The organism is Nostoc sp. UHCC 0302 (assembly GCF_038096175.1).
Taxonomy (GTDB): Bacteria; Cyanobacteriota; Cyanobacteriia; order Cyanobacteriales; family Nostocaceae; genus UHCC-0302.
The window spans coordinates 5,061,442-5,078,351 of sequence record NZ_CP151099.1 but is presented as its reverse complement, the minus strand read 5'-3'; the positions used below and the strand labels follow the sequence as shown (position 1 = coordinate 5,078,351).

15 protein-coding genes and 2 pseudogenes are annotated in these 16,910 nt (G+C 38.6%); 14 read left to right on the top strand and 3 right to left on the bottom strand.

The window, feature by feature from the left end:
- Positions 1–10 precede the first annotated feature (10 nt).
- Positions 11–1,429, top strand: a complete 1,419-nt coding sequence (locus WKK05_RS22035) for a site-specific integrase (protein ID WP_341525213.1) — start codon at positions 11–13, stop codon at positions 1,427–1,429.
- A gap of 204 nt (positions 1,430–1,633) precedes the next feature.
- Here the strand turns inward: WKK05_RS22035 and WKK05_RS22030 are convergent, their stop codons facing one another.
- Entirely contained in the window at positions 1,634–1,912 is a 279-nt protein-coding gene (locus WKK05_RS22030) for a hypothetical protein (protein ID WP_341525212.1), read from the bottom strand.
- A 227-nt stretch (positions 1,913–2,139) separates the two neighbouring features.
- Between WKK05_RS22030 and WKK05_RS22025 the strand changes: the two genes are divergently transcribed.
- The gene (locus WKK05_RS22025) at positions 2,140–5,925 is read left to right on the top strand and encodes an NB-ARC domain-containing protein (RefSeq protein ID WP_341525211.1); all 3,786 of its coding nucleotides are present in this window, start codon (positions 2,140–2,142) and stop codon (positions 5,923–5,925) included.
- Positions 5,926–6,093: 168 nt separating this feature from the next.
- Positions 6,094–6,654, top strand: coding sequence for a Uma2 family endonuclease (locus WKK05_RS22020; RefSeq protein WP_341525210.1), 561 nt, complete (start codon positions 6,094–6,096; stop codon positions 6,652–6,654).
- A gap of 151 nt (positions 6,655–6,805) precedes the next feature.
- On the opposite strand, the pseudogene WKK05_RS22015 reads toward WKK05_RS22020, so the two are convergent.
- Together WKK05_RS22015 and WKK05_RS22010 are read right to left on the bottom strand one after the other, a co-directional pair.
- Positions 6,806–7,375 (bottom strand): annotated as a pseudogene (locus tag WKK05_RS22015) (Uma2 family endonuclease).
- Between the two features lie 493 nt (positions 7,376–7,868).
- A protein-coding gene (locus tag WKK05_RS22010) for an IS630 family transposase (protein ID WP_341525019.1) occupies positions 7,869–8,923 on the bottom strand; the annotation gives its coding sequence in 2 pieces (ribosomal slippage) (positions 7,869–8,528 and positions 8,531–8,923; 1,053 coding nt in all).
- Positions 8,924–9,035: 112 nt separating this feature from the next.
- Between WKK05_RS22010 and WKK05_RS22005 the strand changes: the two genes are divergently transcribed.
- The 11 genes and pseudogenes from WKK05_RS22005 to WKK05_RS21955 all read left to right on the top strand — a co-directional run bounded on the left by WKK05_RS22005 (position 9,036) and on the right by WKK05_RS21955 (position 16,892).
- Complete coding sequence (locus tag WKK05_RS22005; RefSeq protein ID WP_341525209.1) at positions 9,036–9,641, top strand: hypothetical protein; 606 nt, start codon at positions 9,036–9,038, stop codon at positions 9,639–9,641.
- A gap of 87 nt (positions 9,642–9,728) precedes the next feature.
- A complete protein-coding gene (locus WKK05_RS22000; RefSeq protein WP_341525208.1) occupies positions 9,729–10,535 on the top strand; it encodes an AraC family transcriptional regulator in 807 nt (268 codons plus the stop codon).
- Between the two features lie 39 nt (positions 10,536–10,574).
- On the top strand, positions 10,575–11,468 hold the full coding sequence (locus tag WKK05_RS21995) for a transposase family protein (RefSeq protein ID WP_341525207.1): 894 nt from the start codon (positions 10,575–10,577) through the stop codon (positions 11,466–11,468).
- Positions 11,469–11,630: 162 nt separating this feature from the next.
- Positions 11,631–11,819 (top strand): annotated as a pseudogene (locus tag WKK05_RS21990) (helix-turn-helix domain-containing protein); the annotation flags it as partial.
- Positions 11,820–11,868: 49 nt separating this feature from the next.
- The gene (locus tag WKK05_RS21985; protein WP_341525206.1) at positions 11,869–12,657 is read left to right on the top strand and encodes a dienelactone hydrolase family protein; all 789 of its coding nucleotides are present in this window, start codon (positions 11,869–11,871) and stop codon (positions 12,655–12,657) included.
- A 502-nt stretch (positions 12,658–13,159) separates the two neighbouring features.
- A complete protein-coding gene (locus WKK05_RS21980; RefSeq protein WP_341525205.1) occupies positions 13,160–13,717 on the top strand; it encodes a hypothetical protein in 558 nt (185 codons plus the stop codon).
- 139 nt (positions 13,718–13,856) lie between these two features.
- Entirely contained in the window at positions 13,857–14,435 is a 579-nt protein-coding gene (locus WKK05_RS21975; protein WP_341525204.1) for a hypothetical protein, read from the top strand.
- 119 nt (positions 14,436–14,554) lie between these two features.
- A complete protein-coding gene (locus tag WKK05_RS21970) occupies positions 14,555–15,136 on the top strand; it encodes a Uma2 family endonuclease (RefSeq protein WP_341525203.1) in 582 nt (193 codons plus the stop codon).
- Between the two features lie 119 nt (positions 15,137–15,255).
- Positions 15,256–15,489: a hypothetical protein gene (locus tag WKK05_RS21965; protein ID WP_341525202.1), complete on the top strand. Its 234-nt coding sequence runs from the start codon at positions 15,256–15,258 to the stop codon at positions 15,487–15,489.
- Positions 15,490–15,528: 39 nt separating this feature from the next.
- Positions 15,529–15,720, top strand: coding sequence for a hypothetical protein (locus tag WKK05_RS21960; protein ID WP_341525201.1), 192 nt, complete (start codon positions 15,529–15,531; stop codon positions 15,718–15,720).
- A 482-nt stretch (positions 15,721–16,202) separates the two neighbouring features.
- Entirely contained in the window at positions 16,203–16,892 is a 690-nt protein-coding gene (locus WKK05_RS21955; protein ID WP_341525200.1) for a response regulator, read from the top strand.
- The last annotated feature ends 18 nt before the right edge of the window (positions 16,893–16,910 follow it).

The window sequence follows — 16,910 nt, the reverse complement described above, 5'->3', positions numbered from 1 at the left end:
AGCAACAGCAATGCATAACCAGGGTAAAGACAAGTATCAGCAAGCATTTGCAGACTTAGAGCCTGTTTCATCTACCGATGGCAGTTTTCTTGGCTCAAGTCTGCAAGCACAGCAGCAAAGAGAACACATGAGAACGAAAGTATTACTAGAATTAGAGAAAGTAAATCTGCGTTTGAAGTCTGCAAAGGCAAAGGTCACAATTAGGGAATCGCATGGCAGTTTGCAGTTACGTGCTACGTTACCGATTAAACCGGGAGATAAGGACAAAAACGGCACTGGGAGAAAGCAATATAATATCAGTTTGAATATTCCGGCTAATTTGGATGGGTTAAAGACAGCTGAGGAAGAAGCTTATGAATTAGGCAAGTTAATCGCGCGTAAAACCTTTGAATGGAATGATAAATATTTAGGTAATGAGGCAGTTAGAAAAGATTTTAAAACAATAGGCGAATTACTCGAAGATTTTGAAGAAGAGTATTTTAAAACTCATAAACGCACTACCAAAAGTGAGCATACTTTTTTTTATTATTTTTCCCGAACCAAGCGATTTACTAATACTCAAGATTTAGCAACTGCTGATAATTTAATAAATTCAATTGAACAAATCGATAAAGAATGGTCTCAATATAATGCAGCTAGGGCTATATCTGCATTTTGCATAACATTCAAAATTGATATTGATTTATCTAAATATTCCAAGATGCCGGAGAATAATTCTCGGAATATACCAACCGATGCAGAAATATCTGAGGGAATTAGCAAGTTTGAAGATTATCTAAATAACCGAGGTAATCAAGTTAATGAAAATGTCAGAGATAGTTGGCAGCTTTGGCGCTGGACTTATGGAATGTTAGCAGTTTTTGGTTTACGTCCAAGGGAACTTTTTATTAATCCTGATATTGATTGGTGGCTGAGTGAAGAAAATGTAGATTTTACTTGGAAAGTCCATAAAGACTGTAAAACTGGAGAAAGGCAAGCTTTACCGTTGCATAAACAATGGATTTCAGAGTTTGATTTAAGAAATCCTAAATATTTAGAGATGTTGGCAACAGCAATTAGTAAGAAAGATAATACCAATCATGCGGAGATAACGGCATTAACACAGCGAGTTAGTTGGTGGTTTCGTAAAATTGGCTTAGATTTTAAGCCTTATGATTTACGCCATGCTTGGGCGATTCGGGCGCATCTGCTAGGGATTCCAATTAAAGCAGCGGCGGATAATTTGGGGCATAGTGTGCAAGTTCATACTCAAACTTATCAGCGTTGGTTTTCGCTTGATATGCGGAAGTTGGCAATGAATCAAGCTGTAACTAAGAGGAATGAAATTGAGTTTATTAGGGAGGAGAATGCTAAGTTGAGGATGGAAAATGATAAGTTAAAAATGGAGATCGAGAAGTTGAAGATGGAATTAGTTTATAAGCGGAGTTAAAAATATATTAGACTCCGTATATCTCTATTACATAGTCAAATATATAGGTATAAATTATAAAGTGTGCAATTGCAGAGGTAGCTATTGCTTCGTGAGTATTTTTAAGTAAGGAGCGATCGCTAGCTCTTAATCTACTTAAAATTTGGTATCGTTGCAGAGAGGATAGCGATCGCATTTGTAGTTGAGTTCAGAGCTATCAAGAAATCATTTGGTCTTTATATCTCGCTTTTGCAGCATTACAGGTATAAATACCTTGTTATATTCAGCTAAAGCAAGAATGAGAAACGCAATAGCTAGGATGATGGTGGCTGGAAATCCTCCATATTTGACTAATGCAACTGTATCTAATTGTTTCAAAGGTGAGGTGATGGCTTTTTCAGTTGTACAAACTAATTTTTCTGATTTCGCTGTTGTTTGGCAGCGCAATAGCTGATTTGTTTGTTGTTGCTGTTGAATAGTCTCAGATACTGAGGAGTAATTCATGAATATATTAAATCCTTTAATTTTTAGGGTGTAATGACCAACAAATACATCTTATAAGCAGCTTTAAAAAAAGTCCCAGAAAAGAATTTCCAGTAAATAAAATAAAAGCGGAAAAATTTTTCCGCTTTTGAAAATAAATGGAAAATATATACATTCTCAAGCCAATTCAGTTAAACTGAATTAAAATATGCCGACTTCTAAAAGGGTTTGGGAAGATAGCAGTAACTATGAAAAGCTGGCACACATTTTTAAGAACTGAGGTGTTTCCTCAAGAACGATATGGATTAACCAAAACTGAGCAAGCCATTTTTCTGTCTAAATTCCCTAGCCAAGAAACTGTCAAAACTAACAAACAGGTTGCAGACCAAGCGATTGAAAATGATGAATTGCCTTCTAATCGAGAGACCGTTAGAAAACATATGTGGACAATATACAATGAACGCTTCTGTCCAAAGGATGGTAAAGAAGGTTTTCCGGGTTATAAACAGAGAAGCCAAACTAGAGATCAAAAATTCCTCGCTTGGTTAAAACAACGGTATTTGCAATGGCTGGAAACTTCTAACTCTAATGCTCCACTTCAGTCAGCTTCAGAGGCTAACCATCTAATTCAAGTTTCCCCGCCAGCATTAGGAAAACTCAGCAGCCATGTACAAGATTTACCATTAAATTTTCTACCACGCATTAATGCACTTAAAGACCTAAAAAAATTGGTATTTGATGGTAGAAACCTGCCAGTAGGCGTTACTGGAACTGCGCTTAGAGTTGGAGTGCAAGGTATGGGCGGGATTGGTAAATCAGTCTTGGCAGCAATGCTGGCACGGGATGAGGAGGTGCGCCATAGTTTTCCCGATGGCATCTTGTGGGTAACACTTGGTCAAAATCCAACGCTTACCTTACGGCAATTAGATTTAGCCAAAATGCTGGGCGATACTTCACAGATGTTTCAAGATGTGCCACAGGGCAGAGTTCACTTGAGTGAATTGTTAGCAAATAAAGCTTGCTTGTTAATTCTAGATGACGTGTGGCAAAGCAAACACGCTGAGGCGTTTAATGCACTAGGGCAGAAGTGCAAAATGTTAATTACAACACGCGATAATAAGGTGCTTCAAGAACTGGGCGCTGTTGGATATTTGTTAGGTTTGCTAGAGGATGAAGAGGCGCTAACACTCTTGGCATTGTGGGCAAAACAAGAGAAAGAAACATTACCTGTTGAAGCACGTGAAGTGGTGCGAGAATGTGGTAACTTGCCTTTGGCCCTAGCAATGATTGGTGCGTTAGTTCAAGGTAAGCCAGACCGTTGGGGCAATCTGCTGCACAAGCTTCACAATGCCGATCTAGAAAAAATTAGGTATCAATTTCCTGATTACCCTTATCCAAACTTGCTGAAAGCGATTCAAGTCAGTATTGAGGCATTAGAGACTGAGATCCAAAAGCGCTATTTAGATTTTGCCGTATTTCCAGAAGATACGCCTATTTCTGAAACTGTTTTGCAAACTTTTTGGGAACTGGAAGGGCTAAATGAATTCGACACACAAGATGTGGTAGATGTGCTGGTGGAGCGATCGCTAGCACGGCGTGATGATCAGGGATGCTTAACTTTGCATGACCTCCAGTATAACTATGTGCGTAAGCAAGCTGGTGATTTACAGGCATTGCATAACCGTTTTGTGAACTCTTACTCTTCACTTTGTTCAAATGGCTGGCATACTGGCCCAAATGATGGCTATTTCTTTGAGAATTTAGCTTACCATTTACATAAGTCTGGGCGAAAAGAAGAACTGTATAAACTGCTAACTAAATCCCCAGATTGGATGAAAACAAAATATATCGCTTGTACAGGTGATGCAGCCTATATTGCTGACTTGGAATTGGCAATAGAGGACTTTAATAATCCTTTGAAATCAAATCAATTGTTGACGCTGATCCAACTCTACACTGCACGTCAAGCAATAAATAATAAAGTGACGAACTACAATAATGATGATTTAAGCACCTTAGTTTGGTTAGACCGCGAAGCTGAGGCTCTGAGTTATGCTCGTTTACGAGCTGATGCTAAAGATAAGTTTGACGGGTTAGTTACTATCTATAATGAACTGGAAGCGAAAGTAAAATCTAACCCACATCTATTGAATGAGGCATGGGAAACTATACAGGAGATTGAAGATAAGACAATTCAGCTAGAGGCACTATCTGATTTAATTACAATAAAGCCTGAAGTCAAGACTATAGTTCTAGAAGCAGAGACACTTTTGGCACAAATTTCAGATATTGTAAAAAAATATTTAGGGGATGGCTATAGAGTTTTCAGACTAGTAGAATTGCAGAGTAAGTTAGCCACAGCATTAGTTCATGCTGGATATGAGCAACAAGCTGAACTAATGTTCACACAGGCTGAAGAAATGGCTATAAATATTCAAGATTATTGGCAAAAACCACGAGCTTTAAAAGCTTTGGTCGTAGCTTTGGCTGAAGCTAACAATTTTAACGCAGCTGAGAAAGTGACACGTCTAATTAATCAAGATTGTGATAAAACAGAGGCATTAAGCAAGTTAGCAGAAATCTTAAATAAAAAGGGACTTGCAGAATATGCTAATACAGCTTTGACAGAAGCTAGAAAAAGTGCAAGTTTATTGAATGGAAGCTATAGAGCAGAAATAGCATTAACTGAATTAGTAGAAGCCCTAGCTAATTTAGGAGAACTTCAGCAATCGGAGGAAATAGTCTGGACAATAAAAGATGATTTATTACGCTCGGTAGCTTTAGTAAAATTAGTAGTAGGGTTAGCTAAATACAAGCAGTTTGTCAAAGCTGAAGAAGTCGCAAGAAGTATCATAGAATATGAGGAAAGAAAACAGTCGCTTAGTTCATTAGCATCTGTATTGGCTTGCACTGGAAATAAAGAAAAAGCCAAACTGGTTTTTAGAGAGGCTGAACAAGTTACACGAATATTAAAAACAAACTGGTATTGGAATCCGGCAGTAGCTGGTTTAGTAGAAACATTAGCTCAAGGGAGATACTTTAGTGCAGCGAAAAAGCTTGTATTAATGATTGAGGAGGATGTTGACGAACAGCAATCACGTGCTTTGAAAGCAATAGCTATCGCGCTAATAGAAGATGGAAAATTCAAAGAAGCTGAGAAGATTACAACTACTATAAAAGGTAGTAAAAATTTTTCATATGCCTTGCTAAATCTGGCAAAATCACTTGTAAAGTCTGGATATAATGAAGGCGCTAATAAATTTTTGACAGATGCGATAGAAGCAGCTAGAACAGTTAATGATCATACTGATCGTGTGTGTATTTTGAGTGATTTAGCTTTAGCTTTTTTAGAGGTTGATAATCATATAATAGCAGAAAATCTCTTTAAAGAAGTAGAAGAATTATCAAACACTACAGACCATAATAAGTTTAAAAAATGGCAGAAAGTCAGGAGACTTAGTATTTTAGGAGCAAGACTATCTCAAACAGATAATACAGCAAAAGCAAAGACAGTTTTTGCAGAAGCCAAAAAAATTACTTTTACTATTGAACACTGGCAAGAAAAATCATTGGCTTTAACAGATTGTATAATAGGATTAATTGAGGCTGGCTACTTGAATGAAGCTATCAACTTAGTACCTATGGTTGAAGAGACTGAAAGCAAAGTAATTGTATTAAGGTCTTTAGTAAATAAATTATCCCAGAAGGAATATCAAATAGTAGTAGAACAAGTAGTACAAACTATTAAGAACGACAGATATCTCTTATCTAAAAATCTTAGTGAAGAAGAACTAGCTGAGATTAGTGCAATGATGGCAGAACTTGGATACTTCAAAGAGGGGCTGAAAATAATGGGGCTTAAACCAATGGATTTTTTCTTATCTACCTTAACAGAATGGGTATCTGCTTTTGAGAACGTTGAATTAGGGCTATCACTATCAGTCCTAAGAGAGGCTATTCGCATTAGTGGTTGGGTGCGTCTAGATTGGCAACAAATTTATGAGATTTTTCCTAAAATCACTAATCTAATTTGAGAGATTTGCGACCGCCATTTTTCTCTAACATAGTATGATCACATCCCAAATACTGTTTAGTACGATCGCATCTCTCCTGTAGCCAGCCTTGTTGCAAAGCTCAACGCACCTTATCATCTTTAGAATAGATATAATCCTAATCAAACTCCCTTTTAAAAAGAAGTTCTAATGGTACAAACCCCATCTAAACCTATAACTTTAGAGGAGTTTCTCAAATTACCAGAAACGAAACCTGCTAACGAATACATTGATGGTCAAATTATCCAGAAACCTATGCCACAAGGAAAACATAGCGCAATTCAAGGAGAATTTGTACCTGCTATCAATGGTGTAGTCAAGCCTAAGCGCATTGCTCGTGCCTTTCCAGAGTTGCGCTGTACTTTCGGTGGTCGTTCAACTGTACCTGACATCGCGGTTTTTATTTTGACCCGGATTTCCCGTGATGAGAATGGGGAAATCGCTAATACCTTTTCTACTGCTCCAGACTGGACAATTGAAATTTTATCTCCTGATCAAAGCCAGACAAAAGTGACGAAAAATATTCTTTATTGTCTGAAGCATGGGACTCAAATGGGTTGGTTAATCGACCCGGATGAGCAAACAGTATTTGTTTATTGTCCCAAGCAAGAAACCGAAGTATTTGATGAGCCAGAGGCACTTCTACCTGTACCATCATTTGCGAGTGAGGTTCAGCTCACTATTAAGGATTTGTTTGCTTGGTTGCTTTAGTGAAACAGTGACAATAAATTAAAAATAAATGCAATAGCGATCGCATCCCCAATCTAGCCTGTCTTGTCGCGAAGCACAATGCACCTTCATTGTATTATTGGGCGTTAGCGTAGCTTACCGTAGGTATCGCATCTCTGTAACGTCCATTCATTTACTTAAAAACAACACCGCGATAAATTTCCGCCATCGGTAATTCAACCCCAACTGAATCTAAGGAAATAGATAGCTCTAAGCCGCTAAAATCACTGAGCAACCAACCTTGAGCTTGCTTACTGTAGCGTTCCACAAAAGGTTCGTCTTGCTCGACTAGTAAATATTCACTAAAATTCGGAATTGAACGATACATCCGAAATTTATTTTGTAGGTCGTAATCTGCGGTGGAAGGAGATAAAACTTCAACAATCAGTGTAGGATTTAAGACTTCATCTAAACGTTCGCCATTTAGTTGCGGTTCGCCGTCAAAAACCATCACGTCTGGATATACTCCGCGTTTATATTCAGGAATTCATAGCCGTAAATCGCTGTTAATTGGCTCGAATTGAGTATCGCGCAGCACAGAGGTAAAATAGGTCAAAATATTCCCACCGATGCGGCTATGTTTGAGCGTTCCTCCAGGTATGGGTACAATTTCTCCATCTCGATATTCGCTGCGTCCTTCTGCTTTTTCTTCGAGCGCCCGATATTCATCCAAACTGTAGCGGCGCTTGATGGTAGAAATCATAGGCTGTAGGCGATCGCATTAACTATGAGACAATAAAATTATTGTGTCACAGATTTGATTATCAGGTTGGGACACCTATATATTGATGTGGTGCGGTGCTTGGCAAAAATAGTGATGAATATGAGATGGCTGGGGGAACCCGCAAATCAGACCGCAAGAAGCCACGCGCAGTAGTAAACCAAACGGTTAAGTCTGCGGAATGATTGTCAAAACAAGCAGCAGTTATTTGAGCTTAACAAAATTTGATTGTGTTTAGCCTTCATGCGATCGCATCCTTCCTGTAGGATGCATCGTCGCCAAGGGTAACGCACTATCATGTCAAAATTGAGATACTTGAGAGGTAGCTAATGTTTCTACAATAATTATAAAAAGCGCAAAACTGGCTCTAATGATTACAAGCATCGCTATAATCCTTCTCATAATCCTTGGCGGATCTTGCTTTATCTTCTATTAAGTAGGTAGGCACCGAAATTTTCTACTATGTAACAAAATCTTAAGTTGATAATCTAGAGCTAAATTTTACACGATGTGTGTTGTGATTGTTTTTTTTTCCTCTAGCTTGAACACCATTGATGACGGCGTAAGCGAGATCTAGCTCATCATCAAATGCTTGCCCGGATAACTCATCTTTCTTGAGATGTTGCCATTCCAATTCAATTGGATTCATTTCTGAGCAATATTTCGGGAGAAAAAAGATGTACAAACCCTGACTTTCCCATTTTTTCCACAATTGTTGAACTTCTTGGCAGCGATGTATTGGCCCGTTATCTTGCACAATCACGCTGATACGTCCAGTTTCTTGGGCTTGTTTGGCTTCTTTCTCCATCATTTCTATATAAGATTTACGGTCAACACCACCGATAACTAAACCGTAAACAAAACTGATTAAAGGTTGGAGAAGCCCGATAATACTTAATCTGCGACCACGGCGTTTAGTCTGTTCTAACCGTTTTTGCTCACCTCTAAAGTAATATGTATAACTAGGTTCGCTCCACATACAGAACCCTGACTCGTCTAGGTATTTCAGGTCTATTTCACCAGTGGCAGCAGCTAATTCCAACATGTCTAGGTCTGCTTGCTTGTTTGCTCGTGCTACTGGGTCTTGTTTTCCTTTATGGCTTTTCCTTGTCCGTTTCCAATCGACCCCCTTTTTTTGAGTACCCGTCTTAATCTGTCGGCACTCATCTCAACGTTGCGTTCTGTTTTCAACTTCAAAGCTAACTGAGAACTATTGTATGTGCGTGGCTCGTTTCTGAGGCATTCTTCTAAAAATATCATGTCATCCTCAAGCCACTTTGGTTTCCCCCCTCGCCCAGGAGATTCCCAAAGCCCTTCTGTGCCCAGTTTTTGCCATTGATGCAAAACTTTTGTGACTGTTTTTTTGTGACAATCAAAGTGATCTGCTATCTTCTCTACATACCAACCATGTGCATTTAGCCTGATTATTTCCGCCCTGTCTTTGACTTTCTGTGGTACATCCTGTTTTCTCAGATTTAGTAAAGTTTGGTCTTGCTCAGGAGTCAGAAATACCCTTAAACGCGCACCCATACACCAACTACCTTGTAGATGCATTATCAGTCTTTACATATCTTAACATAGCTGACTTTTTTGGCACCTACCTACTTACAATCAAAAGATAAAGCGAATCAAAAATAACTTGGTGGTGGAAGTTGAGGGAGCAGACATTCGTTATCCCAATTTACCTTTAGGTAAATTAGGAATCTTTTATGAGGTTAATGAAAAGCGAAGAATCCGAGTTATTTTTCCTAAGCTGACACAAGAAGGCATTGAGTACATTTATTCTTGGCATAATCTTCGATCTATCCGTATTCCAACTTTAGAAAACATAAATTCGCAAAGTAGAGTAAACCTCCAAGTAGCCCAACAATTAGCTTTCTTAATGAAAGAGCATATTCAATTTATTGAGCCAGAGATTTTAAATTTAAGAAAGCAATGGCACAAAATCAATGAATTGCTTGATTTAGTAGCTACATCAGAATTTTATGCAAGTCAACAGGGAATTTACAAAAGAGCATTATTTCAAATTGAAAACTTGTTAGATAAAGCTGAAGAATTACAGCAAGTGTACATTGGTTTTATTAGAGAAGTTTTGATTGGCAGACAAGTTGCAGGATATGACCCGAATTTGCTTCCTGATGACGGCTTTGCTATTGATAATCAGTATAAAAGAATTAGAGAAGAGTACCAATATATGAAAGATACAGCGACAGCGTATGCTGAACTGTTACGCACACGCCAAGTCTAAGGCATCATTAAAGGTGCGTTGCGCTTCGCGACAACACACCCTACTAGAAGTCAGAATAGAGTAATCCCCAATTTTTTGATGCAGAAGATGAGTACGCCAGGGCAAACAATCAAACTTATTGATTACCGTCGTGAGAATGCATCTGATCCGTTTGTGCCTAAACCTGCTGTTCTCTCCAGTTCAGGATGGGACAGTATTTATCTGGAATTGCATCAACAGCCAAAATTTGATATAGCTGAACATCAACATACAATGCACGTCATTGCTCAAGGGGTTTCCGGCTTATCAAATTCTGATTTATCAGGAGAACGATGGTTAGATGGAAAGCTTATAAGAGAGACGCGCAATCATGGAGACATTGCAATTATCCCTGCGGGTATTTCCCATCGCTGTAATTGGAATACTTCAGTCCAGTTTATGGTTTTAGCAATTGAACCAACACTCCTCAAACAAGTTGGTCAGGATTTTGTTGATGGCGATCGCATTGAACTCATCCCCCATTTTATGACTGGGCAAGATGTATTGATCCAAGGTATCATCTCTGCTTTGCAAGCAGAATTAGAGTTTGGCAAAATCGGTGGCTATTTACTAATTGATAGTCTCAAAACAACATTAGCTATTCACCTGTTAAGAAACTATTGCACCACGCAACCTAAGCTTTCTAGTTATGCAGATGGCTTATCTAAATTAAAGTTGCAACAGGTGACGGAGTATATAAAGGAATATCTGCATCATAACCTAAAACTAAGTGACCTGGCGGCGATCGCCCAAATAAGCCAATATCACTTTTTGCGTCTGTTCAAACAAAGTATGGGTGTAACGCCTCACCAATACATTTTGCAATGTCGTATTAAACTTGTCCGAAATATTAACTTAGGAAAAGAAAAATGGTAAAACGTTAGATTGGGCGTCTACCATTTTCCACAATTAGTTATGATTTTAGATTATATACAAAAGTATCCACTACGAACAAAACAGATTTTAGGGATTAGTTACGAACAATTGCAATCACTGCTAAATTGCGCCTTAAAACGAAATCGATACATCAAAGCTAAACAAGAGAGTCATAAAATTAGAATTAATGCGGCTGGTGGTGGTCGTCCCGAAAAGTTATCAACCGAAGAACAAGTATGTTTATGTCTATTTTATCTAAGACAGATGCCAACATTCCAAGTATTAGGAATGCTATTTGGTGTTTCCAAAACCGAAGCTAATGATACATTTCACGACTGGATACCAATTCTTCGTGATATATTACCTGCTAGTTTATTAGAACAAGTATCAAATAATGAAAGTGATTTACTATTTGTTCAAGAAGTATTAACAAATTTTAGGCTATTAGTCGATAGCTTAGAACAGCCAATATATAGGGATTCTGACCAAAAAGAGCAACAGAAATATTTTTCTGGAAAGAAGAGACAACATACATTAAAAAGTCTGATAATTGGCATACCAGAAGGCAAAGATATTGTAGAGGTAGAAGTAGGTGTTCCTGGGCCAACAGCAGATATAAAATTGTTTCGTCAATCTCAAAATAAATTTGATAAATCTCAACCCTTTTCAGGTGATAAAGGCTTTCAAGGAGGTGAGAATATCACTACTCCTCATAAAAAGAAACCAAAACGAGAATTAACTCAACAGCAAAAAGATGAAAATAAGGCTTTATCTAGTAATCGGATATTCATTGAACATTTGATTCGATTACTTAAAATATTCCGCATAGCCTCACAAAGATTTCGCTTAAAGCTTGAGACGTATGAGCAGATTATTTTAACAGTTTGCGGATTAGTTAGGTTAAGAATTGGTAGCTTAGTTCTGCCAACTTAGCTAGTAGCAAAAATCATAAATTTTTAGAAATTAGGAGTTAATTTTTATGCCTCTAAATTATCACTAACTATCTCAAAGCCTTATAATTACGTATTTACGAAGATATCAAAGTTTTGCCCCAAAGCTTTGAACAGTCTGGCTTTGGAATTTTCGGACAAGTCTATTGATAAAGCTAAATATCTGTTGCAACACAGCGAACTCAGCATTGCAGATATCGCTGCTAGAGTAGGTTTTTGCGATCAAAGTCACTTGAATCGATATTTTAAACGCATTGAAGGCGTTACACCGAAGCAATTGCTGCAAACCCGCAATAATTTACTAAAATCCCGCAACTTTTTTCTAGAGTCCTGAGTAGCACCTTTTTTACAGTAGTAGGGTACTCAGATTAGTCAAAACAAAGATGGCAAACATCGAAATTAACACTACAAAAGTTAAAGTACCTAACAATGGCTTAGAAATTGATGCTTACTTAGCTCAACCAGCGACTACAGGAATATTTGGCGCTGTTATAGTTTTTCATGAAATTTTTGGAGTCAACAGCAATATTCGAGATATCACCGAACTAATAGCTAAACAAGGTTATGTAGTAATAGCCCCGGCGCTGTATCAACGTATTGCTCCTGGTTTTGCAGCTGATTATAGTCCAGCAGATATTGGTTATAGCCCAGAAAGTTATCGACTTGGTTTGGGATATTATCAACAAGTAAAATATCAAGAAATATTTAGTGATATTCAAGCTGTCATTACCTATCTCAAAGCTTTACCCAATGTCAAAGATGATGCAATTGGTACTATTGGTTTCTGTTTTGGCGGTCATGTTGCTTATATGGCTGCGACGTTACCTGATATCAAAGCAACAGCTTCATTCTACGGTGGTGGAATTACCACTTCTAGTTATGGTGAAGAAACTCCAACTATTAATCGCACCTCTGAAATTAAAGGTACTATTTATGCATTTTTTGGAACAAAAGATGCATTCGTTTCGCAGGAAGAAAATGAGCAAATTGAGGCACAATTAAAAAAACATCAAATAAATCATCGTGTATTTCGATACAATGCAGGACACGGATTCTTTGCCGGCTTATTCAAAGACAAATACCCATTTTTAGTTCAGCACCCAAGTTACAATCAAGAAGCAGCTCCCGATGCCTGGCGACGCGTTCTAGAACTTTTTCAAAACAACTTATAGAACTAATCCCAAAAACCTGCGATTGCGTCGTTTCACTCGCAATGGCAAATTATTAAGTAATCAAGGGGATTTGGTATAACGTGTTGCAGCGAATGGACGAAAGTCTCTACTATTGTGACAAAGATTACTCACCGCCGCTGAATACAACTATATATCTGTAATTTCTAGCTTTAAGTCTTAGCCGTTGTACCTCACTTAGTTGCAAACTGCTATAATTCCTGCGATTGGCTTTTGTAGTGCCAAAATATGGGGATTAAATGGATAATTATCCAAAATTGCATAATTAGGCAGAAATTCTCTGTTTAATGAATAGTTAGCCTGCCAAGTTATCTCAGTGACTGTATTTCAAGATTATTTTTTGGTGTTCAGTATTATGTGACAACAAGGTTGACTTTATTTTTTAGAATCTTGATGCAAAAAACATAGATAAAAAGGTACTCATTTGGGTACTGTCTATTTGGCTTTGCATATTCATAATTAGCCCCCTAAAGGAGAAAAACTAATGGCTTTTATCTCAACGTTTGAACTTCTTCTTAAGCCTCAACTTCCAAAGAGAATTACAGATACAAGACCTGAACTTAGCCCACTAGCAAGAAATATACTTCAAGGTTATTTTCTTACGATTGCTAATGTCACAAATGAACTCGTATTTCTCTCACTTGTTGTTACAACTAGAACACCTGGACTAGAGCCTGACAAGATCCTCACCGTTTTGGATACGACTGGTGTAAATGGCCCTGTCAGCAGTGTTTTTGACGGTATAGGAGAGATAAAAAAGTCACGCTTTACATTTCCTCTAAATGGGAATGACACAGGCTTATTCATTCTGCAACCAAATGCCCTTAATGAAGAACTTCGAGAAGCAGCAAATTTTGAGTTGCGAGGTTATGTCGAGATATACATCAGTTCAGTATCAACTCCAAAAACAACTCAGTTGCTAATTACTCCTGAACATCGAGGCACGTTCTTTGGAACAGATAGAGCCGAGCTAGGCGAGGTTGCTTATGTGTTGCCCCTTGCCAATGGAAAAAGTCTATTTGAGTTAGGTCAAAGTAGTTAGCTTTAATTGTTGACGGTGTGTTTCGCGCAACGCAACACACCCGATCGCTAACAATTTGATACGATTAACAAAGTGGGCGATCGCCTATGACTCAATCTAAGCGATCGCCCTCTTCAGCAGATTGGCAGGCAACAATACTATGGCAAAGCGTAAGAAAAGCAATCTCCAGTGGATTAAAAAAACGCTTGAACTAAAACCTGATCATCGCTGGGAATCTCCATCAGGCTACAAAATTTTTGTAGGCGATCGGGGGGCTGTTCGCTTCAATGTTCCCCAAAGCTGGATTTTGGAGCCACAAGAAAAATCGTTCAAGTTCGTTGATAAAAAACCACCCGACGATGATTGTTGTCTGGAAGTATCTTTCAATCGTCTACCACCCAATGACTGGAGCCAGTTTCCGCTAAAACCCACTTTGAAGAAAGTCATAGAAGACGACGGGCGCGACGTGATTGAGAAGGGAGAAATCTTTACCGTCAAGCGCCAAACCGCCAGAATTGTCTGGACAGAGATTAAATTTATTGACACCCAGACAGAGCCACGCGAAGCTTTTTCGCGGATTTGCATTGGTTTGGGGTCGAATGTTCAATGCTTGATTACATTCGATTATTGGGCAGATCAAGCAGAGCAGCTAACACCTGTTTGGGATGAAGCGATGCGGAGCCTTACACTAGGGCTGTATATCCGTGATCCAATGACTGGTTTGGCTTTCCCAGATTGAACTACAAAAATCAGCGAAGAAAGTTTTAGTAAGTGCGATCGCCAGAAAGAATCTGCTGGATAAAAAGAGAACGTCCTTTTTCGCTATCTTAGAAAAGGAAATCATTGCCCGCTTAAACGATGGTTGCGTTACCTGATCGCATTTTGATGAGTGCAGAAGAATATCTAGTTTGGGAACCCACCCAAGAGCAACGTTACGAATATTGGGATGGCGAAGTTGTGGCGATGAGTGGTGGTACACGCAACCATAACCGGGTTTGTGCAAATTTCTTTAAGCTCTTAGATGATACTCTAGCAGATCGCTCCTGTGAAGTATACATTGTAGATGTGAAAGTGCAGGTAGAACCAGGGCAGAAGTATTTTTATCCAGATGTGGTGGTGACTTGCGACGAGCGCGATGATAATCCACAATTAATACAATTTCTCTGCTTAATTATCGAAGTGCTATCACCTTCAACAGAAGCAGCCGATAGGGGAAAAAAGTTTGCTAAATATCGCCAATCCCCAACCTTGCAAGAATATGTCTTAGTACAAGTAGCTCAACAGGGTGTAGAAGTGTTTCGGCGCAATGAACAGGGGAAATGGGTGCTATCTGAGTATAATTTGGACGAGATATTGCGACTTGAATCAGTGGATGTAGAAATAGCGATCGCTGATTTGTACCGTCAAGTGCAGTTTGAAACAGAAGCCACTGAAAATTGAATAAGTGACCAGGATGCAAACAAAAGACAAGCTCGAATGTCTGCTTCGACTAAACCTTACAATTGCCAAAAAGTTTACATCCGGGCTGTATTAACGCACTCAGAATATGATCAAGAATAATGCAAAGTTTTAACATTGCTCAAACCATTACTGCTTGGACATCTATTGCTAAAAATGTCTTTGTTCCTCACACTGAAGAGGAATATGAACGATTGGTTGAGATGCTAGATTATCTTATTGATCAAGTTGGTGAAGACAAAACCCATTCGCTTGCGTCTCTAATGGAAGTCATTGGTGTCTTAATTGAAAACTACGAAGATGAACATATTCCTCATCTAAATGAAATTGCTTGACCTCAATTATTATCCCAATTGATTTATCATCAATTCCTCGTGCTTCTTTCTCAACTGAGAAAGCTTCATGCCCCTGATCGCAAAGCCGGATACAGATCATTTAAGCATCATCCAACGACAAACGGGGCAAGAGTCAATTACAAACTCAATGTATTCAACTTGCAAAAATGGATTCGTGGATTGCAGCGTTGGCGAAGCCTGCCGGAGGCATTGCACTATCTCGCAAATTAATTTTGTTAACGCGCAATCATCGGGATTTTAGCAAAATACCTAGATTGTTAATTGAGGTAGTAATAGTTTAATGCGATCGCCTAATTTATTGTCGAGTGAGGGCGATCGCTAAAACGGTTTACTTCTTGTGCATTTTACAGATAATCTTTAAATATGCAGTGGCGTTTTGTTGAGTTGTAACGATCGCAACTTACACAAAATTCTTATACAGTCAGAGATGTGGCATTGATTAGAATAATATGCAAAAAAATTCTGGATAACCACCCCAAATTAGGTAATTAGACGGAAAATTTCTGTATGGTATTTTAATATTGGGTATTATATGGAAAAATTCCAGATAACTATCCAAAATCTGGCTAGCTAGACGTAAAGTTTCAGTCTAACAAATAGTTATACTGCTCAAGTTATAATCGGGCAATATTGCAAAGCTATGTGTTAGTGTTTGGTGTAAAAGTAAACTTGACGTTTTGGCTGGGTAAACAGTGAGTATCGACGATATCGTTAAACTACTCGATGCAATTACAAAATTGCTCAATGTGCTTATCTTCCCTGGAGTACTTTTATTTGTCGTGATCTGGTTTGGTCGGGACTTGCGTGAGTTTTTCTCCAGCTTAGGTGAACTATCGCTTAAGGGGGCTGGGTTTGAGGCTTCTTTAAAGAGAAAACAAGCCGAAGTTGTTGCTGCTTTATCTGCTGCTGCGTCTAAACCTGATGAAGATAAGACTCGTGAGAGCATTGCGAAAGAAGCGATGATTGCCGCAGATATTGTCGCTGAAGTTGTTACGCCTCGCGTCATAAGACGTGCAAGTAGATCGACAGTCCTTTGGGTGGATGATAACCCCGATAACAATACTTATGAACGTCAAGCACTTGAAGCACTAGGAGTTAGTTTTGTATTAGCAACATCGACAGATGAGGCGCTAAAAAAGATTTCTCTACAACGTTTCGACGCAATTATTTCCGATATGGGGCGACCACCTGATTCTCGTGCCGGTTATACACTCCTCGATAAGCTGCGAGCTAACGGTAATCAAACTCCATTTATTATTTATGCTGGTTCGAGAAATCCAGAACACGTTGCAGAGTCACGCCGACACGGTGCTATTGGATGTACAAATAATGCCAACGAGTTGTTTGAAATGTTATTGTTTGTATTAGGTCGTGCAGGATAACGACCCCTAATACGCGAG